The sequence below is a fragment of the Streptomyces griseus subsp. griseus genome (assembly GCF_000720255.1).
Taxonomy (GTDB): domain Bacteria; phylum Actinomycetota; class Actinomycetes; order Streptomycetales; family Streptomycetaceae; genus Streptomyces; species Streptomyces griseus_I.
Map to the genome: position 1 here is coordinate 139,820 of NZ_JOJE01000017.1, position 16,332 is coordinate 156,151.

The 16,332-nt window shown below is 70.1% G+C and carries 18 protein-coding genes and 1 tRNA gene; 9 read left to right on the forward strand and 10 right to left on the reverse strand.

Annotation, left to right across the window (positions count from 1 at the left end; translation table 11 throughout):
* Positions 1-55 precede the first annotated feature (55 nt).
* From IG99_RS23795 to IG99_RS23815, 5 genes are all read right to left on the reverse strand, one after another.
* Complete coding sequence (locus IG99_RS23795; RefSeq protein ID WP_037676912.1) at positions 56-481, reverse strand: PIN domain-containing protein; 426 nt, start codon at positions 479-481, stop codon at positions 56-58.
* A complete protein-coding gene (locus tag IG99_RS23800; protein ID WP_037676913.1) occupies positions 478-756 on the reverse strand; it encodes a CopG family transcriptional regulator in 279 nt (92 codons plus the stop codon). Before IG99_RS23800 ends, IG99_RS23795 begins: the two co-directional genes overlap by 4 nt.
* Positions 757-1,001: 245 nt before the next feature.
* Positions 1,002-1,075 (reverse strand) — tRNA-Pro (locus tag IG99_RS23805).
* A gap of 32 nt (positions 1,076-1,107) precedes the next feature.
* Positions 1,108-1,899, reverse strand: coding sequence for a Pr6Pr family membrane protein (locus IG99_RS23810; protein WP_037676914.1), 792 nt, complete (start codon positions 1,897-1,899; stop codon positions 1,108-1,110).
* A 90-nt stretch (positions 1,900-1,989) separates the two neighbouring features.
* Positions 1,990-2,916 (reverse strand): metallophosphoesterase, encoded by a 927-nt coding sequence (locus IG99_RS23815; protein WP_037676915.1) that lies wholly within the window; start codon positions 2,914-2,916, stop codon positions 1,990-1,992.
* Between the two features lie 141 nt (positions 2,917-3,057).
* Here IG99_RS23815 and IG99_RS23820 point away from each other — a divergent pair, with 141 nt between their 5' ends.
* Positions 3,058-3,522 (forward strand): GatB/YqeY domain-containing protein, encoded by a 465-nt coding sequence (locus IG99_RS23820; RefSeq protein ID WP_037676916.1) that lies wholly within the window; start codon positions 3,058-3,060, stop codon positions 3,520-3,522.
* Positions 3,523-3,741: 219 nt separating this feature from the next.
* Here the strand turns inward: IG99_RS23820 and IG99_RS23825 are convergent, their stop codons facing one another.
* A complete protein-coding gene (locus IG99_RS23825; protein ID WP_037676917.1) occupies positions 3,742-6,024 on the reverse strand; it encodes a transglycosylase domain-containing protein in 2,283 nt (760 codons plus the stop codon).
* Positions 6,025-6,432: 408 nt separating this feature from the next.
* Between IG99_RS23825 and wblA the strand changes: the two genes are divergently transcribed.
* Positions 6,433-6,771 (forward strand): transcriptional regulator WblA, encoded by a 339-nt coding sequence (wblA, locus tag IG99_RS23830; protein ID WP_037676918.1) that lies wholly within the window; start codon positions 6,433-6,435, stop codon positions 6,769-6,771.
* A 17-nt stretch (positions 6,772-6,788) separates the two neighbouring features.
* Here the strand turns inward: wblA and IG99_RS23835 are convergent, their stop codons facing one another.
* Entirely contained in the window at positions 6,789-8,126 is a 1,338-nt protein-coding gene (locus IG99_RS23835; protein WP_037676919.1) for an ArsA family ATPase, read from the reverse strand.
* Entirely contained in the window at positions 8,123-9,100 is a 978-nt protein-coding gene (locus IG99_RS23840; RefSeq protein WP_037676920.1) for an ArsA family ATPase, read from the reverse strand. Before IG99_RS23840 ends, IG99_RS23835 begins: the two co-directional genes overlap by 4 nt.
* A 107-nt stretch (positions 9,101-9,207) precedes the next feature.
* Here IG99_RS23840 and IG99_RS47770 point away from each other — a divergent pair, with 107 nt between their 5' ends.
* From IG99_RS47770 to IG99_RS23855, 4 genes are all read left to right on the forward strand, one after another.
* Positions 9,208-9,369, forward strand: coding sequence for a DUF4177 domain-containing protein (locus tag IG99_RS47770; RefSeq protein ID WP_003975360.1), 162 nt, complete (start codon positions 9,208-9,210; stop codon positions 9,367-9,369).
* Positions 9,366-9,833: a RidA family protein gene (locus tag IG99_RS23845; RefSeq protein WP_037676921.1), complete on the forward strand. Its 468-nt coding sequence runs from the start codon at positions 9,366-9,368 to the stop codon at positions 9,831-9,833. The genes IG99_RS47770 and IG99_RS23845 overlap by 4 nt, the downstream gene beginning before the upstream one ends.
* A gap of 77 nt (positions 9,834-9,910) precedes the next feature.
* Positions 9,911-10,780, forward strand: coding sequence for an NUDIX hydrolase (locus tag IG99_RS23850; RefSeq protein ID WP_037676922.1), 870 nt, complete (start codon positions 9,911-9,913; stop codon positions 10,778-10,780).
* Positions 10,777-11,607 (forward strand): MBL fold metallo-hydrolase, encoded by an 831-nt coding sequence (locus IG99_RS23855; protein ID WP_037676923.1) that lies wholly within the window; start codon positions 10,777-10,779, stop codon positions 11,605-11,607. The genes IG99_RS23850 and IG99_RS23855 overlap by 4 nt, the downstream gene beginning before the upstream one ends.
* On the opposite strand, the gene IG99_RS23860 is transcribed toward IG99_RS23855, so the two are convergent.
* Both IG99_RS23860 and IG99_RS23865 read right to left on the reverse strand, forming a co-directional pair.
* A complete protein-coding gene (locus tag IG99_RS23860) occupies positions 11,604-12,425 on the reverse strand; it encodes a nucleotidyltransferase domain-containing protein (protein WP_037676924.1) in 822 nt (273 codons plus the stop codon). The genes IG99_RS23855 and IG99_RS23860 overlap by 4 nt on opposite strands.
* 45 nt (positions 12,426-12,470) lie before the next feature.
* A complete protein-coding gene (locus tag IG99_RS23865; protein ID WP_037676925.1) occupies positions 12,471-13,145 on the reverse strand; it encodes a Crp/Fnr family transcriptional regulator in 675 nt (224 codons plus the stop codon).
* Positions 13,146-13,421: 276 nt separating this feature from the next.
* Here IG99_RS23865 and nth point away from each other — a divergent pair, with 276 nt between their 5' ends.
* The 3 genes from nth to IG99_RS23880 all read left to right on the forward strand — a co-directional run bounded on the left by nth (position 13,422) and on the right by IG99_RS23880 (position 16,318).
* Positions 13,422-14,306 carry an endonuclease III gene (gene nth / locus IG99_RS23870; protein ID WP_394298045.1) on the forward strand — a complete coding sequence of 295 codons (885 nt, stop codon included), beginning with the start codon at positions 13,422-13,424 and terminating at the stop codon, positions 14,304-14,306.
* Between the two features lie 103 nt (positions 14,307-14,409).
* Complete coding sequence (locus IG99_RS23875; protein ID WP_037676927.1) at positions 14,410-15,105, forward strand: NUDIX hydrolase; 696 nt, start codon at positions 14,410-14,412, stop codon at positions 15,103-15,105.
* 13 nt (positions 15,106-15,118) lie between these two features.
* The gene (locus IG99_RS23880) at positions 15,119-16,318 is read left to right on the forward strand and encodes a MarP family serine protease (RefSeq protein WP_037676928.1); all 1,200 of its coding nucleotides are present in this window, start codon (positions 15,119-15,121) and stop codon (positions 16,316-16,318) included.
* Positions 16,319-16,332 lie beyond the last annotated feature (14 nt).

The window sequence follows — 16,332 nt, forward strand, 5'->3', positions numbered from 1 at the left end:
CCAGACTGGCGGCTGGTGCCATCCCAGCTGTGGGCCCTTGGGGGCGGGGGTCGGGTCACACCTTCTTGACGACGATCGTGTTCGGGACCAGCTTCTCCAGGTCGTCGACGTCCGAGGTGAAGACGGTGACCTGTCCCTTCTGCTGTCGCGCGATCACGGCGAGCACGGCGTCGATTGCGTACTTGTGGCCGTGCAACTTGGCGTCGGCCAGGAGTCGGCGTGCCTGGCGGGTCTCGTCCTTCCCGATGTCGACGACCTGGAGCCGGGACAGCACCCAGTCCCAGCGCTGTTCGGTCGTTCTGCCGTCGTACGCCTCGACCAGGGTCATCGGCGACGTCACCACTTCGGCCTCCCCGCGCGCCGCGAGGTCAAGCCGGGCGATCATCCTCCGATCACCGCGCACGGCCAGGGAGAGAGCTTCACAGTCCAGGACGAAAACACGGAGCGGCCTCTTCCCTTGCTCACCGGCGCGCTTCTTCACGCAGCCTCTCCGGCGTTGTGCTGTCCGGAGGCGCGGCGCCGCTCGTGTTCGGCGTCGAGATCCTCCAGCTCGTCGAGGGCTGCCACACGCTCGTCCTCAGTCACCGGGCCGTGTTCTTCCTGCAGCCAGTCGACCAGTTCCAGGAGCCGGTCCCGGTCGCGCTTGAAGCGCAGCGCCTCGGCGACGTATGCCGACAGGCCCCGCTCTGCCGCGTCCGCGCGGATCTCGTCCAGGAGATCCTCGGGGATTGTCACGGTCACCTTCTTCGTCGCCATACAAGCGACCATACTCTTGGTGTCACACCCCTTACTAGTAGGGCGCCGTCGGCGATCAGGCGATCAGGACACCGTGACCCAGACAGGGGCGAAGACCATGGACCAAAGACACCCGTCGCGGCCGACTTCTCAGCCTGACGCGTGCGAACTCCGGCTGGCCTCTCCGGCTGCCCGTGGCGTAGTCACAAACCAGAAAGGGCCTGATCCGCGTGAGCGGATCAGGCCCTTGAGCTGGTGTTTCACTGTCGGGGTGGCGGGATTTGAACCCACGACCTCTTCGTCCCGAACGAAGCGCGCTGCCAAGCTGCGCTACACCCCGATGTCGCTGCTGTCGCGGCGACGTCGTTTACTTTAGCCCACTGGTGGCTGGAGACGAAATCCGGTTTTGACGCGGTGGTGGCGGGTCGGGTTGGGGCGGGTGTGGTCGAGGGCGATGAGGAGGAGCGCGAGGCCGTAGAAGGAGAGGCCGAGGAGGAGGGCGTTGGCGAGGGTGCCCTTGTAGCCGTGGTGGGCGACGTCGAGGAAGGGGTAGAGGTAGCGGCCGGCGGAGTCGGGGAGGAGGAGCAGTTCGCCACGGGCGAGGGTGAAGAGCAGGTAGGCCAGGGGGTAGAGGAGCCAGCTCACGGCCTGGCGGAGGTGCAGGTGGCCGGGGGCGGTGAGCAGCAGCCAGTCCAGGACCGCGGCCACGGGGACCGCCGTGTGGAGGATGTGGACCGCGAGGGCCTGCCAGACCGTGTGGGAGGCGGGGGCGCCCGTGAGGGAGTACGGGGGCGTCGTGTCGGCCAGGAGCAGGTGGTAGACCAGGGCCGTGATCAGGGCGTAGAGCAGGGCCGCGCCGGTCAGGGCGGACGGCAGGGGGCGGCGGGCCGTCCAGGCGCGGCGGGCCGAGAGGGTGAGGACCAGGGCCAGCAGGATGTTGCTCTGGATCGCGAAGTGGCTCAGGACCAGGAGCGGGCTGCCGAGGATCAGGTCGATCGTCACGCCCGCCGCGGCCAGCGCCGCGATCAGCAGGCGGAACGTCGCCGTCGTGGGGCGGCGCACGGGGGTCACCACGGCGGAGGCGGGTACGGCCGAGGGCAGCAGCGCGGGTATGCCCGGAATCGCGGGGAGGTCCGGGATGTCCCTGGGTATCGGGGCGGTCATGCCCTCAAGCTAGACATAACCGGAAAAAGGGGCGATGTGGGTGGGCCGGGTGGGTTACCCCCGCCCCGCCCCCGGCCCACCCGAGCGGCCTCAGTCCCTGCTCACCAGCGTCAGCAACGTCGCCTCCGGCGGGCAGGCGAACCGCACCGGGGTGTAGCGGCTCGTGCCGCAGCCCGCCGAGACGTGGAGGTAGGAGGTGTGCCCCTCCGTCGTGTGGGTGGAGAGGCCCTTCACCCGGTCGGTGTCGAGGTCGCAGTTGGTGACCAGGGCGCCGTAGAAGGGGATGCAGAGCTGTCCGCCGTGGGTGTGGCCGGCGAGGATCAGGGGGTAGGCGTCCGCGGCGAAGGCGTCGAGGGTGCGCAGGTAGGGGGCGTGGACGATGCCCATGGAGAAGTCGGCCGAGTCGGACGGGCCGCCGGCCACCCGCTCGTAGCGGTCGCGCTTGATGTGCGGGTCGTCCAGGCCCGTGAGCTCCACGGCCATCCCGTCGATCTTCAGCGTCCCCCGCGTGTTCGTCAGGTTCAGCCAGCCCGCCGCGTCGAAGCCGTCGCGCAGGTCTTCCCAGGGGAGGTGCACCACACCCACGGCGGGCGGGTTGCCGTTCAGGCCGTGGCGGCCCTGCACCTTCTCCAGCAGGTAGCGGGCCGGGTTGCGGAACTTGGGGCCGTAGTAGTCGTTGGAGCCGAAGACGTACGCTCCGGGGAAGTCCATGAGTGGGCCCAGCGAGTCCAGGACCTCGGGGACGCCCTCGGGGTCGGACAGGTTGTCGCCCGTGTTGATCACGAAGTCGGGGCGCAGGCCCGCCAGCGAGCGCAGCCAGCGCTGCTTCTTGCGCTGGCCGCCGACCATGTGGATGTCGGAGACCTGGAGCACCCGCAGCGGGCGCATCCCGGCGGGCAGGACGGGCACCGTCACCCGTCGCAGGCGGAAGGAGCGGGCCTCGAAGCCCGCCGCGTACACCACACCGGCGGCGCCGACCGCCGCGATCCCCAGAGGTACTCCGTATTGCGCGCGCATACGACCATCGTGTCAGACCTCAAGCCGTACCCGAACCGACAGCCCCTCCGCGAGTCCTCGAACTGCCCTCCTCGCGGCTCCCCTTGGCGCGCCCCGAATATGGCGGGCGTCACGACTGCCGTACCTGCGACAATCAACCCCATGACCACGCTCAAGTCGAAGCTGCAGGAAGACCTCAACGCCGCGATCAAGGAGCGCGACGAGCTCCGCTCCTCGACGCTCCGGCTGACGCTCGCCGCGATCACCAAGGAGGAGGTCGCGGGCAAGGAGAAGCGCGAGCTCTCCGACGACGAGGTCCTGAAGGTGATCACCAAGGAGGCGAAGAAGCGCCGCGAGGCCGCGGACGCGTTCGCGCAGGGTGGTCGCGCCGAGTCGGCCGAGCGGGAGAAGGCGGAGGGCGAGGTGCTCGCCGAGTACCTGCCCAAGCAGCTCGGCGACGACGAGCTGAACGACATCGTCGCCCAGGCCGTCGAGGAGGCGAAGGCGGCGGGGGCCGAGGGGCCGCGGGCCATGGGTGCGGTCATGAAGATCGTGAACCCGAAGGTGGCCGGCCTGGCCGAGGGCGGCCGCGTCGCCGCCGCGGTCAAGAAGCTTCTGGCCGGCTGAGGCCTTCGGACGCCTTCGGATGCCTTCGGACGTCTTCGGATGCCTTCGGACGTCTTCGGATGCCTTCGGACGTCTTCGGATGCCTTCGAACGCCTGCTGATCCTTCTGATTCTTCCGGGCCTTTCTGAGGTCTCCGTACAAGCAGCGCGGCCCCTTCCTCCCCGTACCACGGGAAGGAAGGGGCCGCTCCAGTCTCACGGAGCCCGGCGGCTCGGCGCCTCAGCCGCGCCTCCCGCCGTTCCCGTTCCCTCCGTTGCCCTGCCCCTGGAACAGGTTGTCCGGGAACGAGAACGTGGGTGTCGGGAACGTTCCCCCGTCCGTGCCGCCGATGAGCTGGTCGTTGCCGCCGTTGTCACCGTTGTCACCCCCGTTGCCGTTCCCGTCGCCCTTGCCCTTGCCCTTGCCCTTGTCCTTCTCCTTGGGCTGGGGGTCGGGGATGTGGATCAGGTTGAAATCGGGGGCGTCCTTGCCCTCGAGCGCGCCGGTCATCGCGTCGCGCCAGATGGGGCCGGGAGTGTCACCGCCGTAGACCTGGTCGTGCCAGACGCCGCCGATCCGGATGTTGGTCATCTGGACCTTCTGGGTGGCGCTGCCGACCCAGACCGCGCCCGAGAGGTTCGGGGTGTAGCCGACGAACCAGGCGTTCTTGCGCTCGTCCGTCGTACCCGTCTTACCCGCGTTCTCGCGGCCCGACAGACCGGCCGTCTGGCCCGTACCTGAGTCGACCACGCCGACCAGCAGGGAGTTGATGGTGTCGGCCGTCTTCTCGGACATCGCGCGGGAGCAGGTCGACTTGGGAACCTGCAGCGACTTCCGCTGGTTGCCGACCTTCTGGGTGATCGACTCGATGGCGACCGGCGTGCAGTACATGCCGCGCGAGGCGAAGGCGGCGTACGCCGACGCCATCGTCAGCGGGGAGATGCCCTTGGAGCCGAGGGCGATGGCCGGCACCTCGGGGAGCTTGGTGTTGTTGCCCTGCACCACGTGCAGCGCGTCGGTCATCTTCACCACGGGGCACAGGCCGATGTCGGAGATGAGCTGGACGAAGTAGGTGTTGACGGACTTCTCCATCGCCTTCTTCATCTGGTACGGGCCGACCTCGGACTCGTCCTCGTTCTCCACGGTCGCGGGCTGGTCACGGCTGTTGACCCACGGCTTGCCTTCGCAGGTCTGGACCGGGCTCGGGTACTCCATCTTGAACGGCGACGAGTACTCCTGCGTCGCCGGCCGGCCTTCCTCCAGCGCGGCCGCCGCGACGAACGGCTTGAACGTCGAACCGGTCGGGAAGCCGAAGTTGGAGCCGCCCATGTCGTTGCCGACCGAGTAGTTGATCTCGGTCTCGTTCTTGCCGTAGCCGTACGGCTTGGACTGGCCCATCGCGAGGATCTTGCCGGTGCCGGGCTCGACGAGGGTGGAGGCGGCGGCGACCTTGTCGGACTTGTAGATGTGCTCCTTGAGCGAGGCCTGCACCGACCGCTGGGACTGCGGGTCCAGAGTGGTCCGGATGGTCAGGCCGCCCTGGTTCCAGATCTTCGCCCGGTCCTCCTTGGTCTTGCCGAAGACCGGGTCGCTCAGGAAGACGCGCTCGACGTACTTGCAGAAGAAGCTGGCGCCCTTGACCGCCGTGATGCAGCCGTTCCTGGGCTTGTGGACCTTCAGGCCCAGCGGCTTCTTCCCGGCCGCGTCGGCGTCGGCCTGCGAGATGTCGCCGACCTCGGCCATGCGCTGCAGCACGGTGTTGCGCCGCTTGGTGGCCTCGGCCTCGTCGTTGATCGGGTCGTACCGGCTGGGCGACTGGACGATGCCGGCGAGGAGCGCGGCCTGCGGGAGGGTCAGGTCCTTGGCGTGCCGGGAGAAGTAACGCTGGGAGGCGGCCTCGACGCCGTAGGCCTGCTGCCCGAAGAACGTGATGTTCAGGTAGTTCTCGAGGATCTTCTTCTTGCCGAGCTCCTCCTCCACCTGGATCGCGTACTTCAGCTCCTTGATCTTGCGGCCGATGGTCTGCTGGGTGGCCTGCGCGACCTTCGTAGGGTCGTCGCCGGCCTCCTCGACGAAGACGTTCTTCACGTACTGCTGCGTGAGCGTCGAGGCGCCCTGGGACACGCCACCGCTCTGCGCGTTGCGGTTCATGGCGCGCAGGACGCCCTTCAGGTCCACCGCGCCGTGCTCGTAGAAGCGGGAGTCCTCGATCGCGACGATCGCCTTCTGCATGTACGGCGAGATGTCCTTGAGGTCGACGACGGTGCGGTCGCGCGAGTAGACCGTGGCGATCTGGCCGCCCTCGGCGTCGAGGATCGTGGTGCGCTGGCTCAGCGGGGGCGTCTTGAGGTTGGCCGGGAGTTCGTCGAAGCTCTCCACCGACCCCTTCGCGGCAAGGCCCAGCGCGCCGACGGCGGGCAGCGCGATGCCGGCCAGGACGGCTCCCGAGAGCACACTGACACCGAGGAACTTGGCGGCCTGCTGCGTCGCCGTCAGACCGCCGCCCGAGCGCTTCTTTGGCATGGGGGCAGCCTACGTTCTCATTCGCCGGACACGCGTACAGGCCTTGGCCTAAGCTGCTCTCAACTGTCACAGCAGTAGGGCCACGTATCAATACGTCCGGCGACCCCGAATCGTTCCGGAGGTTCCCCAACTTTTTTGGTGGGCGCGTGTCCGAATCCGCCTTGTGTGTCATCCGGCGTCCGTTGTGACGCAATGGAACTGTCCTGGTTTGCCGGGAAAGTCACGCATGTCGCAGGCTCACTCCCCCGGGTGATCTGCCGCTTACGCATAGTCCGTTCGGGCCATTCAAGATTGGGCCCGAAGGGGGTGTTGCGCTGTGCCCACCTTCCGTAACGTCCTCAACTGGTGGCGGTGAATATGCCGCTGCCGCCGTGGGGGAGCCTCGATTCGGGAGAGGACGGCGCCGGTATGGGCTGGGTAGTCGACTGGAGTGCGCAGGCGGCCTGCCGCACTACCGATCCGGATGAACTGTTCGTTCAGGGAGCAGCGCAGAACAGGGCCAAGGCGGTGTGCAGCGGATGCCCGGTGCGCACGGAGTGCCTGGCGGACGCGCTCGACAACCGCGTCGAGTTCGGCGTGTGGGGAGGGATGACCGAGCGGGAGCGCCGCGCATTGCTGCGCAGGCGGCCCACGGTGACCTCCTGGCGCCGGCTGCTGGAGACCGCGCGGACGGAGTACGAGCGCGGAATGGGCATCGTGCCCCTCGACAGCGACGAGGTGTACGAGAACTACGCGGCGGTGAGCTGAGGGGAGCACCCCCCGGCTCAGTCGTCGGCAGTCTCGGGCAGCTCCGGCCGGTTGGCCGCGAGCCGGTCCCCGATGTCCCGCAGCCCCGCGAGGTCGTGTACGTCGCCGGGCAGCGCGGCCACTTCGGCCACCGCCACCTCGGGGTGCAGCGCGGTGAAGCGGTCACGCGTGCGCTGCTCCCGCGAGAGCAGTCGCATGCGTTCCGCGTGCAGCCTCAGCAGGCCCACCGTGAGTCCGTCGACACCCAGAACCGCCTGATCGGCGCCGGAGGAGCAGGTTCCGGAAGCGGGGGGTTCTGAACTTCCGGAAGCGGGAGGTTCTGAACTGCCGTACGTGTCGGGAGAGTTACGAAGTCCAGCTTTCCCGCCGTCCTGATCCACAATGCGGGAGTCCTCAAGATTTTCCGCTGCGGCGAGCGCCTGCTCGGCCGACAGCCGGTCGGCGCCGCTGCCGTGCACTCGGTTGAGCACCAGACCGGCGAGCGGCATGTCCTCCGCGGCCAGCCGCTCGACGAAGTACGCCGCCTCCCGCAGTGCGTCCCGCTCCGGCGCCGCCACCACCAGGAACGCCGTTCCAGGTGCCTGGAGCAGCTTGTACGTGGCGTCCGCGCGCGTGCGGAACCCGCCGAAGGTGGTGTCCATCGCCGCCACGAACGTCTGGACGTCCTTCAGCAGCTGACCGCCGAGCAGCTTGCCGAGGGTGCCGGTCATCATCGACATCCCGACGTTCAGGAACTTCATCCCGGCGCGCCCGCCCAGCTTCGCGGGAGCGGTGAGCAGCCGGATCAGCCGCCCGTCCAGGAACGACCCCAGGCGCTTGGGCGCGTCCAGGAAGTCGAGCGCCGAACGGGACGGCGGCGTGTCGACGACGATCAGGTCCCACTCGTCCCGCGCCCGCAGCTGCCCCAGCTTCTCCATCGCCATGTACTCCTGCGTGCCCGCGAAGCCCGCCGAGAGTGACTGGTAGAAGGGGTTGTTGAGGATCGTGGTCGCCCGCTCGGCGTCCGCGTGCGCCTCGACGATCTCGTCGAAGGTGCGCTTCATGTCGAGCATCATCGCGTGCAGCTCGCCGTCCCCCTCGACGCCCTTCACCCGGCGCGGGGTGTTGTCGAGCGAGTCGATGCCCATCGACTGCGCGAGCCGGCGCGCCGGGTCGATCGTCAGTACCACGACCTTCCGGCCCCGTTCGGCCGCCCGCAGGCCCAGGGCCGCCGCGGTGGTCGTCTTGCCGACCCCGCCCGAGCCGCAGCACACCACGATGCGGGTCTTCGGATCGTCGATCAGCGGATCGAGGTCGAGCACGCGCGCGGGGGACAGGCGGTGGTACGCGTGGCCCTGGGCCGGGTCCGGACTCATGACATCCCCTGCTCTCGCAGCTCGGTGGCCAGTTCGTACAGACCCGCCAGATCCATGCCCTCGGCGAGCAGGGGCAGTTCGTGCAGCGGCAGGTCCAGCTCGCCGAGGACGGCACGCTGCTCCTGTTCCAGCGCGTACCGCTCGGCGTACTCCTCCGCCTGCCCCAGAAGCGGGTCCACCAGCCGCTCGGCGTGCCCACCGCGCCGCGCCCCACCCAGTCCGGCGGCCGACAGCGACCGGGCCACGGCGGTACGCGGAACGTTCCGTACGAGGTCCAGGTCGCCCGCGTCCAGCAGCTCGGGGCGCACCATGTTCACGATGACCCGTCCCACCGGCAGCCGCGCGGAGCGCAGTTCGGCGATGCCGTCCGCGGTCTCCTGGACGGGCATCTCCTCCAGCAGCGTCACCAGGTGCACGGCCGTCTCCGCCGACTTCAGCACCCGCATCACGGCCTGCGCCTGATTGTGTATCGGCCCGATCTTCGCGAGCCCGGCGACCTCGTCGTTGACGTTGAGGAAGCGGGTGATGCGCCCGGTGGGCGGCGCGTCCATCACCACGTAGTCGTACGCGAACCGCCCGGACCGGTCCTTGCGCCGCACCGCCTCGCACGCCTTGCCGGTCAGCAGGACGTCTCTGAGACCGGGTGCGATGGTGGTGGCGAAGTCGATCGCGCCGAGCTTCTTCAGGGCTCTGCCTGCGCTGCCCAGTTTGTAGAACATCTGGAGGTAGTCCAGAAGGGCCAGTTCGGGGTCTATGGCCAGGGCGAACACCTCCCCGCCCCCTGGAGCGACGGCGATCTTCCGCTCCTCATAGGGCAGCGCTTCGGTTTCGAAGAGCTGCGCGATGCCCTGCCTGCCCTCGACCTCGACGAGGAGCGCCCGTTTTCCCTCTGTGGCGAGGGCGAGCGCGAGGGCTGCGGCGACCGTCGTCTTACCGGTCCCGCCCTTGCCGCTGACGACCTGGAGCCTGCTCACGTCTTCGAGCGTAACCAGTCCTCGCCCCGACCAACCGGGAGGCTGTGGACAACCCCGCTCCCGGTCGCCCGTCGGTGCGGCCCGGGACAGCGGATACAGTCGGCCCCATGACCAAGTGGGAATACGCAACCGTGCCGCTGCTCGTCCATGCCACGAAGCAGATTCTGGACACCTGGGGCGAGGACGGCTGGGAGCTCGTCCAGGTCGTGCCCGGCCCGAACAACCCCGAGCAGCTGGTGGCCTACCTGAAGCGCGAGAAGCAGGCGTGAGCGCGGTCGAGGCGCGCCTCGCCGAGCTGGGGCTGACCTTGCCGGCGGTCGTTCCGCCGCTGGCCGCGTACCAGCCTGCCGTGCAGTCCGGTCCGTACGTCTTCACGGCCGGCCAGCTGCCGATGGTGGACGGCAAGCTGCCGGTCACCGGCAAGGTCGGCGCCGAGGTCACCGCCGAGGAGGCCAAGGAGCTGGCGCGCACGTGCGCGCTGAACGCCCTCGCGGCAGTCAAGTCGGTCGCGGGCGATCTGGACCGCGTCGCGCGCGTGGTGAAGGTCGTGGGCTTCGTCGCCTCGGCCGCCGACTTCACGGGCCAGCCCGGCGTGCTGAACGGCGCGAGCGAGCTGCTCGGCGAGGTTCTCGGCGACAAGGGCGTGCACGCGCGCAGCGCGGTCGGCGTGGCGGTGCTGCCGCTGGACGCGCCGGTCGAGGTGGAGATCCAGGTGGAGCTGACCCAGGCGTGACACCTGTGCGGGCGAGTGCGCGGGGCGAGTGATCATTGCCCTCGAACATCCGCTCACTACGGGATAGCCTCGCGCCCATGGCGAATGGGCAGTGGTATCCCGCGCAGTGGCCGGAACTCATCCGGGCGCTGGCGGACGGCACGCTCACTCCGGTCACCCCGAAGCGAGCGGCCACCGTGATGCTCCTGAAGGACACCGAGACCGGCCCGGCCGTCCACATGCTGCGCAGACGCGCCTCCATGGCCTTCGCCGGAGGCGCGTACGCCTATCCGGGCGGTGGCGTCGACCCCCGCGACGACGACCTCCACGTCCGCTGGGCGGGCCCCGCGCGCGCGTGGTGGGCGCAGCGGCTCGGCGTCGACGATACGGCGGCCCAGGCGATCGTCTGCGCGGCCGTACGGGAGACGTACGAGGAGGCGGGCGTGCTGCTCGCCGGGCCGACGCCCGACACGGTCGTCGGCGACACCACGGGCGAGGACTGGGAGGCCGACCGCGCGGCCGTCGTCGCGCGAGAGACGTCCTTCGCCGAGTTCCTCGACGGCCGCGGCCTGGTCCTGCGCTCCGACCTGCTGGGCGCCTGGACCCGCTGGATCACTCCGGAGTTCGAGCCCCGCCGCTACGACACCTGGTTCTTCGTGGCCGCGCTGCCCGAGGGCCAGCGCACCCGCAACGCGTCCACGGAGGCGGACCGCACCGTGTGGATCCGGCCCCAGGAGGCCGCCGCCGGGTACGACAAGGGCGAGCTGCTGATGATGCCGCCCACCATCGCCACACTGCGCACGCTCACCGCGTACGACACCGCCGCCGAGGCCCTTGGCGCGGCCCCGGGGCGCGACCTGACCCCGATCCTGGCCGAGGCACGCCTGGAAGGCGGCGAGATCGTGCTCAGCTGGCCCGGCCACGACGAGTTCACCAAGCACATCCCGACGGGAGGATCCCCCGCATGACGGACGCAGCAGCCCTTCCCGGCCAGCCCCGCGGTGGAGTCCTCTCCGGACCCGCGACCGCGCGGGCCGTCAACGTCCTCGCGCCCAACGCCTCCGCGATGACCCTGGACGGCACCAACACCTGGATCCTGTCCGAACCCGACTCCGAGCTCGCGGTCGTCGTCGACCCGGGCCCGCTCGACGACGGACACCTCCGTACGGTCGTCGACTCGGCCGAGAAGGCCGGCAAGCGCGTCGCCCTGACCCTGCTGACCCACGGCCACCCCGACCACGCGGAGGGCGCCGCCCGCTTCGCCGGGCTGACCGGCACCAAGGTGCGGGCCCTGGACCCGGCGCTGCGGCTGGGCGACGAGGGCCTGGCGGCCGGGAACGTGATCACCGTGGGCGGCCTGGAGCTGAGGGTCGTACCGACGCCCGGCCACACGTCGGACTCCCTCTGCTTCCACGTCCCGGCCGACCGGGCGATCCTCACGGGCGACACGATCCTCGGCCGCGGTACGACGATGGTGGCGCACCCCGACGGCCGCCTGGGTGACTATCTGGACACCCTGCGGCGGCTCAGGTCGCTCACGGTCGACGACGGCGTGCACACGGTCCTGCCGGGGCACGGGCCCGTCCTGGAGGACGCCCAGGGTGCCGTGGAGTACTACCTCGCCCACCGCGCCCACCGCCTCGCCCAGATCGAGACGGCCGTCGAGGACGGCTACCGCACCCCTTCCGAGGTCGTCGCCCACGTCTACGCCGACGTCGACCGCTCCCTGTGGCCGGCCGCCGAGCTGTCGGTACGGGCCCAGCTGGACTACCTGGAGGAGCACGGGCTCATCTAGCCGGCCGGCTGACCGGGCCGGGGTGCTTTGACGCCGTGCACACGCGCGTACTCCGCCGCCAGCCACGGGCCCAGGTCGTCGACGTAGGACCTGAGGACCTCCGCGTCGCCGGTCGGCTCGTAGCCGCGTACCGCCACTGCTCGCAGCTGCCGCGCCCGGTCGGGGTAGTACGCGGCGAAGACGTCGGCCATCTCGTGCAGGTCGCTGGTCCAGCCGTTCCAGCGGGGCATGACGAGCGTGAACGCGGTGCGGACCAGACGCCGGGACATGAACCGTACGAGCGGTCGCCGTGCCTCCTCGCTGTCCTCGGCGGCGGCGATCCGCTCGCGCCAGCGCGGGAGGACCAGCGCGAGGTCGCCGTTGGTCTCCCGGGCGAGCAGGGAGTCGGGCCGGTAGCGCGGCAGGAACGCGGCGAGGTCCTCACCGATCAGCGGGGTGCACAGGCAGGCGACGAACCACCCCAGGTCGTGCCTCTCCAGGTCGCTCAGCGTTTGCGCGCGACTGACCAGCAGGGCTCCGCCACCGTCGACCTGCGCGAACTCCTCGCCGACGGCCTTTTCCAGGGCGCGGGCACCGGCCCGGTCGGCGTCGGTCGGCTCCTCGTGCAGGGCGATCAGCAGGTCCAGGTCACTGCGGCCCACGCGTGCGGTGCCGCGCGGGATCGACCCGTACAGGTACGCGCTGTGCATGCGCGCGCCGAAGACGTCCGCCACCCGGAGCCGGACGGCGGCGACAACGGGCCGGAAGGGGTCGGGGACGCGCGTGAGGGAGCCCTCGCGCGCGATGTATCCCTCCGCGTCAAGTCCTGGACGGTTCATGGGTGCGTCGAGAGCCGGTGGTGTGGTCCTGTTCGCGAACCGGCGTCAGCGCGAGCGCTTCGCCAGCCGCTCCACGTCCAGCAGGATCACCGCGCGGGCCTCCAGGCGGAGCCACCCGCGCCCGGCGAAGTCCGCCAGCGCCTTGTTGACCGTCTCGCGCGAGGCGCCGACCAGCTGGGCCAGCTCCTCCTGCGTCAGGTCGTGCACGACGTGGATGCCCTCCTCGGACTGCACGCCGAAGCGGCGCGAGAGGTCCAGCAGGGCACGGGCCACACGGCCGGGGACGTCCGAGAAGACGAGGTCCGACATCGCGTCGTTGGTCTTGCGCAGCCGGCGGGCGACGGCGCGCAGCAACGCCGCGGCCACCTCGGGGCGCGCGTTCAGCCAGGGCTGGAGGTCGCCGTGGCCCAGGCCCAGCAGCTTCACCTCGGTGAGCGCGGTGGCCGTGGCCGTACGGGGGCCCGGGTCGAACAGCGACAGTTCGCCGATGAGCTCGCCGGGGCCGACCACCGCGAGCATGTTCTCGCGGCCGTCGGGGGAGGTGCGGTGGAGCTTTACCTTGCCCTCGGTGACGACGTAGAGCCGGTCACCGGGGTCGCCCTCGTGGAACAGGGAGTCGCCGCGTGCGAGGGTCACCTCACTCATGGAGGCGCGGAGCTCCCCGCTCTGCTCGTCGTCGAGAGCCGCGAAGAGCGGGTTGCGCCGCAGAACGTCGTCCACGAGTTCTCTCCTTGTCGACCTGCTCAGGGGATCTTGCTTCCCCTTGGTACCAGGGGACCCTGGTGCCCATTTTGCCGGACGGTCCAAACAGTGTGATCTGTCACAAGGATGCCGTACACATGTCCCGGGGTAAGCGGCAGGGGTCCAATTGGACGCCGATCTTCAGGGTCCGGGGCGGATGTCGGTGCCTGGCTTTAGGCTGGCCGGGTGTCCAAAACGCCGGTGAGAGCACAGGCCAAGGGGGCTGCGCGGGTGGTTGTACGTCGCGATTCCGCTGTGGGCGAACAAGCGTCCGGCGACGGGAGGAAAACGCCAAAGGCGGCAAAGGGGGTGGCGGCCGCGAAGAAGACGGCGGCACCCGCGCAGGCTGCGCGGAAGCCTCCCAAGGAGGAGTCGCGGACCGCTCTCGTGCGGCGTGCCCGGCGTATCAACCGGGAGCTCGCCGAGGTCTACCCGTACGCGCATCCCGAGCTGGACTTCGAGAACCCCTTCCAGCTGCTGGTGGCCACCGTGCTCTCGGCACAGACCACGGACCTCAGGGTCAACCAGACGACGCCCGCCCTCTTCGCCAAGTACCCCGCCCCCGAGGACCTGGCCGCGGCCAACCCGGATGAGGTCGAGGAGATCCTGCGCCCGTGCGGCTTCTTCCGGGCCAAGACCCGGTCGGTGATGGGGCTGTCGAAGGCCCTCGTCGAGGAGTTCGGCGGCGAGGTGCCCGGCCGCCTGGAAGACCTCGTGAAACTGCCCGGCGTCGGTCGCAAGACCGCCTTCGTCGTCCTCGGCAACGCGTTCGGCCGGCCCGGCATCACCGTGGACACGCACTTCCAGCGGCTGGTGCGGCGCTGGCAGTGGACCGAGGCGACCGACCCGGACAAGATCGAGGCGGCGATCGGGGCGCTCTTCCCGAAGAGCGAGTGGACGATGCTCTCGCACCATGTGATCTTCCACGGCCGTCGTATCTGCCACGCCCGAAAGCCCGCCTGTGGCGCCTGCCCCATCGCCCCGCTCTGCCCGGCGTTCGGCGAGGGCGAGACGGACCCCGAGAAGGCGAAGAAGCTGCTCAAGTACGAAAAGGGCGGCTTCCCCGGCCAGCGACTGAAGCCCCCGCAGGCCTATCTGGACGCGGGTGGCAAGCCGGCACCGCCGCTGGGGGCCGGATGACGGGACGCGCGAGCCGGGAGCGGTGGCCCGCACCGGACCGCGCTCCGGCGGAACGATCCCGGGCAGGTCGGGCGTTGAGCAGGGCGGAACGACGGGGGTGGCGATGACACGCGCGAGCAACACACAAGGCGGCCCGGTGACACTCAGCAAGGACGGGATGCCCGCCTGGCTGGACCCGGTGGTGCGCGCCGCCGAGACGGTCCAGCCGCTCCAGCTGAGCCGCTTCCTTCCGCCGAAGGACGGCGCCGGGCGGCAGTCGGCCGTCCTCATCCTCTTCGGCGAGGGCGAGCGGGGCCCCGAGCTGCTGCTGATGGAGCGCGCCGGATCGCTGCGCTCCCACGCGGGGCAGCCGTCCTTCCCCGGTGGCGCCCTCGACCCGGAGGACGGCGACCCCAAGGGCGACGGACCGCTGCGGGCGGCGCTGCGGGAGGCGGAGGAGGAGACCGGGCTCGACCCGGCCGGCGTCCAGCTCTTCGGTGTCCTGCCCGCGCTGTACATCCCGGTCAGCCGCTTCGTCGTCACCCCGGTACTGGGCTGGTGGCGCGAGCCCAGCCCCGTCGGCGTCGTGGACCCGAACGAGACCGCCCGTGTCTTCACCGTCCCCGTGGCGGATCTCACGGACCCCGCCAACCGCGCCACCACCGCTCACCCCAGCGGCCACCGAGGACCGGCATTTCTGGTCGAATCAGCCCTGGTGTGGGGCTTCACCGCCGGCGTGATCGACAGACTCCTGCACTACGCGGGCTGGGAACGCCCCTGGGACCGGGACAAGCAGGTCCCGCTCGACTGGCGGTCATGACAGGGTGAACCCCGTGAACGTGCTGGACATCCTGTTGCTGGTCGCCGCCGTGTGGTTCGCGATCGTCGGCTACCGCCAGGGCTTCGTCGTCGGCATCCTGTCGGTGACCGGTTTCCTCGGCGGCGGTCTCGTCGCCGTCTACCTGCTCCCCGTGGTCTGGGACGCCCTGACCGACAACGCCGAGGTCAGCACGACCGCCGCCGTCGTCGCTGTCGTCGTCGTGATCGTGTGCGCCTCGGTCGGCCAGGCCCTCACGACCCACCTCGGCAACAAACTGCGCCGGTACATCACCTGGTCCCCGGCCCGCGCGCTGGACGCCACGGGCGGTGCCCTCGTCAACGTCGTGGCGATGCTGCTCGTCGCCTGGCTGATCGGTTCCGCCCTCGCCGGCACCACACTGCCGACGCTGGGCAAGGAGGTCCGCAGCTCCAAGGTGCTGCTCGGGGTCTCCCGGGCGCTGCCGACCCAGGCCGACACCTGGTTCGCTGACTTCTCCTCCGTCCTTGCGCAGAACGGCTTCCCGCAGGTCTTCAGCCCGTTCTCCAACGAGCCCATCAAGGACGTCCAGCCGCCCGACCCGGCGCTCGCCGACAGCGCCGTGGCCACCCGCGCCCAGCGCTCCATCGTCAAGGTGATGGGCACTGCCCAGAGTTGCGGCAAGGTCCTGGAGGGCACCGGCTTCGTCTTCGGTGACCGCCGCGTCATGACCAACGCGCACGTCGTCGGCGGCGTCGACGAGCCCACCGTCCAGATCGGCGGTGAGGGCAGGAAGTACGACGCGACGGTCGTCCTCTACGACTGGAAGCGCGACATCGCGGTACTCGACGTCCCGAGCCTGAAAGCGCCCGTCCTGCACTTCACGTCGCGGGACGCGGCGAGCGGCGACAGCGCCATCGTGGCCGGCTTCCCGGAGAACGGGTCGTACGACGTGCGCGCCGCCCGCGTGCGCGGGCGCATCACCGCCAACGGCCCCGACATCTACCACCGCGGCACGGTCCGCCGAGACGTCTACTCGCTGTACGCGAACGTACGCCAGGGCAATTCAGGAGGTCCGCTGCTCACGCCCGAGGGCAAGGTGTACGGCGTGGTCTTCGCGAAGTCCCTCGACGACGCCAACACCGGCTACGCGCTCTCCGCGGACGAGATCCAGCAGGCCATCACCCAGGGGCGTGCCGCCAACCAGCAGGTGGACAGCGACAGCTGCGCCCTCTGAGGGGCTGTCGCGGG

What these genes read in the sequence shown, in the direction of transcription:
- IG99_RS23800 (WP_037676913.1), bottom strand. Translation starts at nt 756, where the DNA reads ATGGCGACGAAGAAGGTGACCGTGACAATCCCCGAGGATCTCCTGGAC.
- IG99_RS23810 (WP_037676914.1), bottom strand. Translation starts at nt 1,899, where the DNA reads ATGACCGCCCCGATACCCAGGGACATCCCGGACCTCCCCGCGATTCCG.
- IG99_RS23815 (WP_037676915.1), bottom strand. Translation starts at nt 2,916, where the DNA reads ATGCGCGCGCAATACGGAGTACCTCTGGGGATCGCGGCGGTCGGCGCC.
- IG99_RS23820 (WP_037676916.1), top strand. Translation starts at nt 3,058, where the DNA reads ATGACCACGCTCAAGTCGAAGCTGCAGGAAGACCTCAACGCCGCGATC.
- IG99_RS23825 (WP_037676917.1), bottom strand. Translation starts at nt 6,024, where the DNA reads ATGCCAAAGAAGCGCTCGGGCGGCGGTCTGACGGCGACGCAGCAGGCC.
- wblA (WP_037676918.1), top strand. Translation starts at nt 6,433, where the DNA reads ATGGGCTGGGTAGTCGACTGGAGTGCGCAGGCGGCCTGCCGCACTACC.
- IG99_RS23835 (WP_037676919.1), bottom strand. Translation starts at nt 8,126, where the DNA reads ATGAGTCCGGACCCGGCCCAGGGCCACGCGTACCACCGCCTGTCCCCC.
- IG99_RS47770 (WP_003975360.1), top strand. Translation starts at nt 9,208, where the DNA reads ATGACCAAGTGGGAATACGCAACCGTGCCGCTGCTCGTCCATGCCACG.
- IG99_RS23850 (WP_037676922.1), top strand. Translation starts at nt 9,911, where the DNA reads ATGGCGAATGGGCAGTGGTATCCCGCGCAGTGGCCGGAACTCATCCGG.
- IG99_RS23855 (WP_037676923.1), top strand. Translation starts at nt 10,777, where the DNA reads ATGACGGACGCAGCAGCCCTTCCCGGCCAGCCCCGCGGTGGAGTCCTC.
- IG99_RS23860 (WP_037676924.1), bottom strand. Translation starts at nt 12,425, where the DNA reads ATGAACCGTCCAGGACTTGACGCGGAGGGATACATCGCGCGCGAGGGC.
- IG99_RS23875 (WP_037676927.1), top strand. Translation starts at nt 14,410, where the DNA reads ATGACACGCGCGAGCAACACACAAGGCGGCCCGGTGACACTCAGCAAG.